This window comes from Mesorhizobium sp. M1A.F.Ca.ET.072.01.1.1, assembly GCF_004023325.1.
Lineage (GTDB): Bacteria > Pseudomonadota > Alphaproteobacteria > Rhizobiales > Rhizobiaceae > Mesorhizobium.
On sequence record NZ_RZSF01000296.1, the window covers coordinates 1 to 8,501 of the forward strand.

General features: G+C 67.2%; 8 protein-coding genes and 1 pseudogene. 6 read left to right on the forward strand and 3 right to left on the reverse strand.

Going from position 1 to position 8,501, the window contains the following annotated elements; translation table 11 throughout:
- Positions 1-168 precede the first annotated feature (168 nt).
- From EOA32_RS29090 to lpxK, 4 genes are all read left to right on the forward strand, one after another.
- The gene (locus EOA32_RS29090; protein WP_040973997.1) at positions 169-414 is read left to right on the forward strand and encodes a DUF4170 domain-containing protein; all 246 of its coding nucleotides are present in this window, start codon (positions 169-171) and stop codon (positions 412-414) included.
- 5 nt (positions 415-419) lie between these two features.
- Positions 420-1,196, forward strand: coding sequence for a lysophospholipid acyltransferase family protein (locus EOA32_RS29095; protein WP_067000444.1), 777 nt, complete (start codon positions 420-422; stop codon positions 1,194-1,196).
- On the forward strand, positions 1,193-2,509 hold the full coding sequence (gene waaA, locus EOA32_RS29100) for a lipid IV(A) 3-deoxy-D-manno-octulosonic acid transferase (protein WP_067000447.1): 1,317 nt from the start codon (positions 1,193-1,195) through the stop codon (positions 2,507-2,509). The genes EOA32_RS29095 and waaA overlap by 4 nt, the downstream gene beginning before the upstream one ends.
- Positions 2,510-2,571: 62 nt before the next feature.
- Positions 2,572-3,609, forward strand: a complete 1,038-nt coding sequence (lpxK, locus tag EOA32_RS29105) for a tetraacyldisaccharide 4'-kinase (protein ID WP_067000450.1) — start codon at positions 2,572-2,574, stop codon at positions 3,607-3,609.
- A 6-nt stretch (positions 3,610-3,615) separates the two neighbouring features.
- On the opposite strand, the gene EOA32_RS29110 is transcribed toward lpxK, so the two are convergent.
- The gene (locus EOA32_RS29110) at positions 3,616-3,849 is read right to left on the reverse strand and encodes a DUF2093 domain-containing protein (RefSeq protein WP_067000947.1); all 234 of its coding nucleotides are present in this window, start codon (positions 3,847-3,849) and stop codon (positions 3,616-3,618) included.
- A gap of 113 nt (positions 3,850-3,962) precedes the next feature.
- Here EOA32_RS29110 and EOA32_RS29115 point away from each other — a divergent pair, with 113 nt between their 5' ends.
- Positions 3,963-4,544 carry a hypothetical protein gene (locus EOA32_RS29115; protein ID WP_067000453.1) on the forward strand — a complete coding sequence of 194 codons (582 nt, stop codon included), beginning with the start codon at positions 3,963-3,965 and terminating at the stop codon, positions 4,542-4,544.
- Between the two features lie 10 nt (positions 4,545-4,554).
- On the opposite strand, the pseudogene EOA32_RS29120 reads toward EOA32_RS29115, so the two are convergent.
- A pseudogene (locus EOA32_RS29120) lies at positions 4,555-5,468 on the reverse strand (LysR family transcriptional regulator).
- A 90-nt stretch (positions 5,469-5,558) separates the two neighbouring features.
- Here EOA32_RS29120 and EOA32_RS29125 point away from each other — a divergent pair.
- A complete protein-coding gene (locus EOA32_RS29125; protein WP_128373554.1) occupies positions 5,559-6,452 on the forward strand; it encodes a DMT family transporter in 894 nt (297 codons plus the stop codon).
- 170 nt (positions 6,453-6,622) lie between these two features.
- Here the strand turns inward: EOA32_RS29125 and mutL are convergent, their stop codons facing one another.
- Positions 6,623-8,494 carry a DNA mismatch repair endonuclease MutL gene (gene mutL, locus EOA32_RS29130; protein ID WP_245499414.1) on the reverse strand — a complete coding sequence of 624 codons (1,872 nt, stop codon included), beginning with the start codon at positions 8,492-8,494 and terminating at the stop codon, positions 6,623-6,625.
- Positions 8,495-8,501 lie beyond the last annotated feature (7 nt).

Consider the following 8,501-nt stretch of genomic DNA (forward strand, 5'->3'; position numbering starts at 1 on the left):
GGCGAGGTTATCAACCATGGCGCGCTCGCCGCCGGCAGCGGCGAACTGCTGCGCGTCCTGGCCGGCGTCATTGCCGGAGCTGACCAAGGGTGAGTCGGCCCACGGTTTCAAAATCGGCGGCTTTGGTCTAAACGTTTCACAAAATTCATGAATCTGCGAAGGATCGGCATGGCCGTGGAAGACGGAAAGAAACAGCTTTTGCACCTGGTGTTCGGCGGCGAGCTGAAAAAGCTGGGTGGAACCGAGTTCCGTGATCTGGATGCGCTCGACATCGTCGGCATCTACCCCGACTATCAATCGGCGCACGCCGCGTGGAAGGCGAAGGCGCAGGCCAGCGTCGACAATGCCCATATGCGCTATTTCGTCGTTCACCTGCACCGGTTGCTCGACCCGGAAACAAAGGCAGCCGGTTGACTTCGATGGAGCATGAAGCGGTGAAAGGAGCGACGGGGCGCGCCGCCGGGCGGGGCGGGACTCGCACGCTGTGGCGCCGCATCCGAGAGCCGCTCGCCCAGTCGCGATTCGTCAAGAATTTTATCGCCAGCCTGTTCGCCTGGTTCGTGCGGCTGATTCGCATCACCAGCCCGCTGGTGAAAGGGTCGACGCAGGTCGCCGGCGGCGCCTATGCGCATCTCGAACCGGGCATCATCGCGCTGTGGCATGGCCAGCATCTCTTGACGCCGGCTTATTATCCCAAGGGCCGGCCGCTGGTCGCCATGGTCTCGCGCAGTGCCGACGCCGAGCTCAACGCGCTGATGCTGAACAGATTCGGCATCGAGGCGGTGCGCGGCTCGGGTGGCCGCGACAGTTCGAGGCATCTCGACAAAGGCGGCGCCAAAGCCTTGATTGCGCTCAAGAAAGCGCTGGTCGCCGGCAAGAATGTCGCGATGATCGCCGACATTCCGCATGGCACGCCGCGCGACGCGGGGCTGGGCATCGTGCTTTTGGCCAGGCTTTCCGGGCGCCCGATCCTGCCTTCGGCGATCGCCACTAGCCGCCGCAAGGTGCTGGAAAAGAGCTGGGACAAGACCACCATCAACCTGCCGTTCGGCCGCTCCGCCGTTGTCGTCGGGCAGCCGGTGTTCGTGCCGTCCAACGCCGACGACGCCGAGATGGAGCGAAAGCGCCAGGAGGTCACCGCCTCGCTCAACGCCGCAACCGCCGAGGCCTACCGCCTCGTGGACGGCGACAAATGAGCGAGCGCTGGGCGCGCGCGGCCCTGACCGCCTACCGTTACGCCGGGGCCGTCGCCTATCCGCTGATCGGACCCTATGTCGCCTGGCGCGCCTCGCGCGGCAAGGAAGACCGCGTTCGCCGCCGCGAGCGCTACGGTGTCGCCGGCCGTCCGCGTCCGGAAGGACCGGTGATCTGGATCCACGCCGCGAGCGTCGGCGAGACGATCGCCGTCGTGCCGCTGGTCGAAAGCATTCTCGATTACGGCGTCAACATCGTGCTGACGACCGGCACCGTGACCTCGGCCAAGGTCGCCGACGAGCGGCTTGGCAGCCGCATCATCCACCAATATGTGCCGCTCGACCTTAAGCCCGCGGTAAGCCGCTTCCTCGATCACTGGCTGCCGGAGCTGGCCATCATAGCCGAATCGGAGATCTGGCCGATGACCATCCTGGAACTCGGCGCGCGCAACGTGCCGCAGGTCCTGGTCAACGGGCGGCTGTCGGACCGTTCCTTCCGGTCGTGGAAGAAGCGCGCCGGCGTCGCCGAGGCGCTGTTCGAGAACCTTGCCCATGTGGTTGCCCAGTCGGATGTCGACGGCGAGCGTTTCCGCGTCCTCGGCGCCAGGCCGGTGACCGTTTCCGGCAATCTCAAGGTGGACACCAACCCGCCGCCGGTCGACGAGCGGGCGCTGGCGATCCTGCAGCGCCAGATCGGCTTACGCCCGACCTGGGCGGCGATCTCGACCCATGACGGGGAGGAGGTCGCCGCGGCGGAAGTCCATGCGACCCTGCACAAGCGCCACCCTGGACTGTTGACCATCGTCGTGCCCCGCCATCCCGACCGCGCGGACGCGCTGGCCGCGCAGATATCCGGCATGGGGCTGAAAGTCGCGCGCCGCAGCAAGGGCGACCGCATCACGTCCGACACCGATATCCTGCTCGGCGACACGATCGGCGAGATGGGACTTTATCTAAGGCTGACCGAGATCGCCTTCGTCGGCCGCTCGCTGACCTCCGAGGGCGGCCAGAACCCGCTGGAGCCGGCGATGCTCGACACGGCGGTGCTGGCCGGCCGCAACGTGCAGAATTTCCGCGAAGCCTATCAGCGCCTGCTCGATCGCGGCGGCGCCAAGCTGGTGCGCGACCGCGACATGCTGGCCGGCGCCGTCAATTTCCTTTTGAGCAACGAGGCGGTGCGCCACGAGATGATGGCGGCGGGCGCGGCGACCGTCGACGAGATGCGCGGCGCGCTTCAGCGCACGCTGAAGTCGCTCGAGCCTTACATCCAGCCGCTGGTCGTCAAGGCGCGCCTGAAAGGCGCCAACGGGCGCTAGCGCATGGCCCAAAAATTCGGATCCGATCTTTGGAAAGGGTCATGCGCCACGGAGGTCGCGCCATGACCAGCGAAGCGCCGCCCTTCTGGTGGGAAAAGCCGGACTGGCGCGTGCTGGCGCTTTCGCCGGTGTCCGCGATGTATGGAATGGTGGCTGGGCGCCGCATGCGGCACGCGCCGCGCGAGAAGGTCGCGGCACCTGTGCTGTGCGTCGGCAACTTCACCGTTGGCGGCAGCGGCAAGACGCCGGTCGCCATCGCGCTGGCGAAACAGGCAAAGCGCATGCAGCTCACGCCCGGCTTCCTGTCGCGCGGCCATGGCGGATCCTTCGCCAAGCCGCATGTCGTCGATGCGCATCACGACGCGGCCAAGCATGTCGGCGACGAGCCGCTGCTGCTTGCCGAACATGCGCCGGTCGCGGTGACGGCCAACCGCGCCGCCGGCGCCAAACTGCTGATGGCAGACCATGGCTGCGACTTCCTGATCATGGATGACGGTTTCCAGTCGGCGCGCATCCATATCGACTACGCGCTGGTCGTGGTCGACGCGCGTTTCGGCATCGGCAATGGCCGAGTCATTCCGGGCGGCCCGCTCCGGGCCAAGATCGTTGATCAGCTGGTCTTCACCGGCGGCTTGCTGAAGATGGGCGAGGGGAGCGCCGCCGATACGGTGGTGCGCCAGGCGGCGCGCGCCGGCCGGCCGATCTTTTTGGCCCATGTCGAGCCGGCGAACCCGGCGCGCTTTGCCGGCGGGCGCTTCCTTGCCTTTGCCGGCATCGGCCATCCGGAAAAATTCTTTGATACGCTGCGCGGCGCCGGCGGCGAGGTCGCGCTGTCGCGCGCTTTTCCCGATCATCATTTCTACGCCGCGGACGAGCTTGCCGATCTGGCGGCCCTTGCCAAGCGCGAGGGGCTTCGGCTTGTCACCACGGCAAAGGATGCCGCGCGGCTTCGCCACGGCGCCGCACCCGCCGGCTTCCTGGAGCAGCTCGACGTGCTTGAGATCGACGCCGTGTTCGAGATCGACCACGTGCCGGAGCGCATCATCAATGAGACGCTGGATGCATGGCGGCAGCGCAAGATGAGACCGTCCTCATCCTAGGAGGTTCTACCCCCGCTTGCGCAGTTCCGGATGCGCCTCGATCTCACGCCGCAGCGACGCTGCCGCGTTCACATATGGCTCCTGCCTGGCGACGCTCCAGTATTTGAGCTCGTCCAGCGGGATGCTCTCGCCGGTCACCGCGCAGCGCACGAACGCGCCGGGGCTCGTCACCTGGAAGTCGCCGTCGAGATAGCGGATGCGCGCTTCCTTGCCGCCGGGGCCTTCAAAACGGTTCATCATGGAATGGCGCATAGGTTCATAGGGGTTCAATCGCCACAAATCGAAGGCAAGGTCAAGCTTGGCGCAATGCTCATGTAGTATGCCGGTTGGCACAATGGTTGTCGGGAAGCGCCATGGACATCACCAACGCCAGCGTGACGTCGCTGCTGAAAGAGGCGCTGGCGCCGCAGCCGGTGCCGTCGCCCAAGGCCGAACCTGCGACCGCGGCGCTGGTCAAGGCGCTCGTCCAGCCGCCGGCGCCGTCCGTCGTGTCCTCCGCACAGGTGGCCGCGCAGGCGCTGAACGGCACGTTGCCGGCCGCTCAACCAACTCAGCGTCTGTCCTCGGCCGAGATCGAGAACGCCTACAGAGCCGTCCTGGAATCCGATGCCGGCACTGATGGCGCCTCGACGAAGTCTCCGGCTGGCAGGTCGGCGGCTGACGCCGATCAGCCTTCGCGGGCGCTGCCCCAGGTTCCACCGCCAGCCGCCGATGGCACCGCAAGGGTCGTGGCGGCGCCCTCTTCGTTCTCGCCGGTGCTTGCGTCCGGAGTGCTGGTAGCGGCCAACGCCAATGCGCCGCCGCGCGGCGGCGTTCGCAGCCCCGGCCATGCCCCGCGATCCGAACCCGGCCAGACGCCGCTGTGGATGATATCGATCGTGACGGCCGTCGTCTCGGCTGCGACCACCTCGATCGTGCTGATGCTGCTTCGCTGATCCGGGCGATCTAGTCCTCGTCCTGCAGGAAGGCTTCGAGCTTCTCCGGCGCCAGGCCCGCCTGTTCGGCGATGCGCCTGGCGAGATCGGCGGCGGCCGCGCGCGGCCGGCCGACCGGGCGGTCGAGCCAGTAGGACACCGGATTGAGCGCGACCCGCTCGTCAACGGGAACAATCCGGCCCGACTTCAACTGGTCTGCCGTCAGCGGCGGCCGCGCCAGCGCGATGCCGAGCCCGTGCGCCGCCGCGTCGAGCACCAGATTGTAGTCCTCGAAACGCCGGTCCTGCGGGCGCGGGCGATAATCGACCTCCTGTGCCGCGAACCAGGCGCGCCAGGCGGACGCGTCGGAATCGTTGATCAGCGGCAATTTGAGCAGCCGGTCCGGGTCGCCTCCGCCAGCTCCGGCGAGGCGATCGGGAAGAGGTGCTCCTCGAAAAGCTGGACCGAGACGCGGCCCGGAATGCGACCGCGCCCGCAGCGCACCGAAAGGTCGATGCCCTCGTCGGCAAGGTCCGCCTGGCGGTTGTCGACGTCGAGCACGATGCGCAGCCGGGTCGGGTTGTTTTCGAGCGCCGCCATGCGCGGCATCAGCCAAAGGCCGCTGACCGAAGGGATCGAAGCCAGCCGCACCACCGCGGTGCCGCGCGGCTCGACCCAGCGATCGGAATTGACCGAGATCAGCGCGAAGGCCTCGGTGGTGCGCAGGTGCAGCCGGTTGCCCTCATTGGTCAGCGTAACGCCGCGCGCGTTGCGCTCGAACACCTTGAGCCCGAGCCAGTCCTCCAGCTTGGCGATCTGACGGCTGATCGCGCCATGGGTGAGGTTGAGCCTTTCGGCCGCTGCGGAAAAGCTTCCGGTCCGCGCCGCCGCGTCGAAGGCGCGCAAAGTCTCGAGCGGCAATAGCTGGTCAGAGCTGTGAGGCATGCTCACAGCTGACCCTCGAATTGCTCGTTTGTCAATCGGCGGGCAATGGCGTTTTCTCTCTCCATGACACTGAAGGACGAGGATTCGGCAATGAGCGCGTATACCGGCACGTTGAATGAGACACAGCGCATGGACACCACGGCCGCGATCGCGGTGGCGCTGACGGTGGTCGGCTGGGCGTCTGCCTTCCCGGCGATCCGCGCTGGCCTTGCCGCCTTCCAGCCGCTGGAGCTCGGGGCGCTGCGCTTCGCCATCGCGGCCGTGCCGGCAGCGATCTTCCTTGCGGTCAAGCGTCCGGCGCTGCCGAGGATCGATGAGCTGTGGCGTTTCGGCTTCGGCGGTGCCATCTTCGTCGCGCTCTACACCGCCATGCTCAATTTCGGCGAGCTCACCGTCTCGGCGGGCGCCGCCGGCTTCATCATCAATGTCAGCCCGATCTTCACGGCCATCATGGCCATGGCGCTGCTCGGCGAGCGCTTTTCCGGCATGGCCTGGTTCGGCACGGTGATCTCGTTTGCCGGCATCGGCATCATCGCGGTGGCGGACGGCCATGGCCTTCATTTCAACACCGGCGCGTTGCTGGTGCTGGGCTCCGCCCTTTGCTCGGCCGTCAACACCATCGTCCAGAAGCCGCTCTTTGCCCGCCATCATCCGCTGACGATCGCCGCTTCCAACATGGTGCTCGGCGCGCTCTGCCTGTCGCCTTTCCTGGCGGAAGCGTTTTCGCAGGCCGCGGTCGCCGACATCGCCGGCCTCGGCGCCGTCATCTATCTGGGCATCGTGCCCAGCCTGATCGCCTACGCCGCCTGGGCCACCGCGCTGTCGCGCCTGCCGGCCGCGCGCGCCTCGAACTTCCTCTATCTGGTCTCGCCGACCTCCGCTCTGATCGGTTTCTTCTGGCTCGGCGAAGTACCGACTCTCCTCGGCATGCTCGGCGGCGCGCTGGCGCTCGGCGGTGTGATCGTGGTGAATTTGAAGCGGTAAGTCAAAGGGTTGAGGCCGGTTCCTGACTCAAGAAAAGCGCCGCCTCGAGCGGACCTTTATCTGGCCGCTACTCGGCCACGAGAACAGGTTGGTGCTGGCGCTGAAGGTCTCCTCTCCCATAGGGAGAGTCAGCGGAGTGAAGCGAGGCTGGGTTAGGGGAATTGGCGCGCTCACCTTCGCCCGAACAATCTTTCAATGTCGGCGAGTTTCAGCTCGATATAGGTCGGCCTGCCATGGTTGCAGGTGCCGGAGCCGGGCGTCGCCTCCATTTGGCGCAGCAGCGCGTTCATCTCCTCGGCCTTGAGCAGGCGGCCCGAGCGCACCGAGCCGTGACAAGCCATGGTCGCGGCTATTCTGTCCAGCCGTTCCTTCAGCGTCTCGACCGTGTCGTTGTCGGCGATCTCGTCGGCGAGGTCACGCACCAGTTGCTGCACATTGGTTTCGCCGAGCATCGACGGCGTCTCGCGCACCGCCACCGCGCCCGGGCCGAAGCGCTCCAGGCCGAGGCCGAATTTGGCGAGCGTCTCGGAATGCATCGCCAGCCGCTCGGCATCCTCTTCCGGGAGGTCGACGATCTCGGGCAAAAGCAGCATCTGCGAAGGCACGGCGCGAGAGTGCAGCGCGTTCTTCAAGGCCTCGTAGACGAGGCGCTCATGTGCGGCATGCTGGTCGACGATGATCAGTGAATCCCGGGTCTGGGCGACGATATAGTTCTCATGCACCTGAGCGCGCGCCGCGCCCAGCACAGTGCCGAGCAGCGCCTCGGCCGGCTCGGCGATGCCCGCCCGCGCGTCGGCGCTTGCCAGCGGCCCGGTGTCGAAGGCAGCCTGATCGTTCTCGGCGAAGCCGCCTCGCGCCGGCCGCGCTTCGCCCATGTCGAGCGGCCGCTGCGGCGAGCGCGCCAAAGTCGAACCATGATCAAAGCTGGAGCCGGAGGCGCGAAAAGCGGCCTCATAGCTGCGGTGGCCATTGGCCGGCCCGGGATTCGAATAGGACGCCGCGCGGGGCCGGAAAGCCGCCATCATGCCGGCCGCGCCGGTGGTCGCGGCCCGGATGCCGGCGCCGGCCATCGCCTCGCGGATGGCGCCGACAATCAACCCGCGCACCAGGCCCGGATCGCGGAAGCGCACATCGGCCTTGGCCGGGTGGACGTTGACGTCGACGGTTGCCGGATCGAGCGAAAGGAACAGCACGGTCACCGCATGCCGGTCGCGCGGCAGCACGTCGGCGAAGGCGCCGCGGATCGCGCCGGCGATCAGCTTGTCGCGCACCGGCCGGCCGTTGACATAGGCATATTGCTGCAGCGCGTTGGCGCGGGTGTAGGAAGGGATCGAGACATGACCGGCAAGATGCACGCCGTCGCGCATGGCATCGATGGCAATGGCATTGTCGGGAAAGTCGGCGCCCATGACTTGCGCGACGCGGGCGAGCCGGCCTTCCGGCGTGTCGCCGGTCGCCGGCAGCTCCAGCGTCGAGCGGTCGGACCCGGCAAGCGTGAAGCGCACGGCGGGGAAGGCGATGGCGATGCGCTTCACCACGTCGCCGGTGGCCGAGCTTTCGGCGCGCTCGCCCTTCATGAATTTGAGCCGTGCCGGCGTGGCGAAGAACAGGTCGCGCACTTCGACGGTGGTGCCGCGATTGGCCGCCGCCGGCTTGACGGCCGACACCCGGCCGCCCTCGATGCTGATCTCGGCCGCGCTGTCGCCGGCGGCCGTGCGCGAGCGGATCGAAAGCCTGGCCACCGAGCCGATCGATGGCAACGCCTCGCCGCGGAATCCGAGCGAGCGGATGTCGTGGATATCGTCCGACAGCTTCGATGTGCAGTGTCGGGCAACTGCCAGCGCCAATTCGCGCTCGGGAATGCCCGAGCCGTCATCGGTGACGCGGATGAGCGAGAGCCCGCCGCCGGCGGTGACGATCTCGACGCGCGACGCGCCGGCGTCGAGCGCATTCTCGACCAACTCCTTCACCACGCTTGCGGGACGCTCGATGACCTCGCCGGCGGCGATCTGGTTGATCATCGTTTCGGAAAGCTGGCGAATGGCTGTC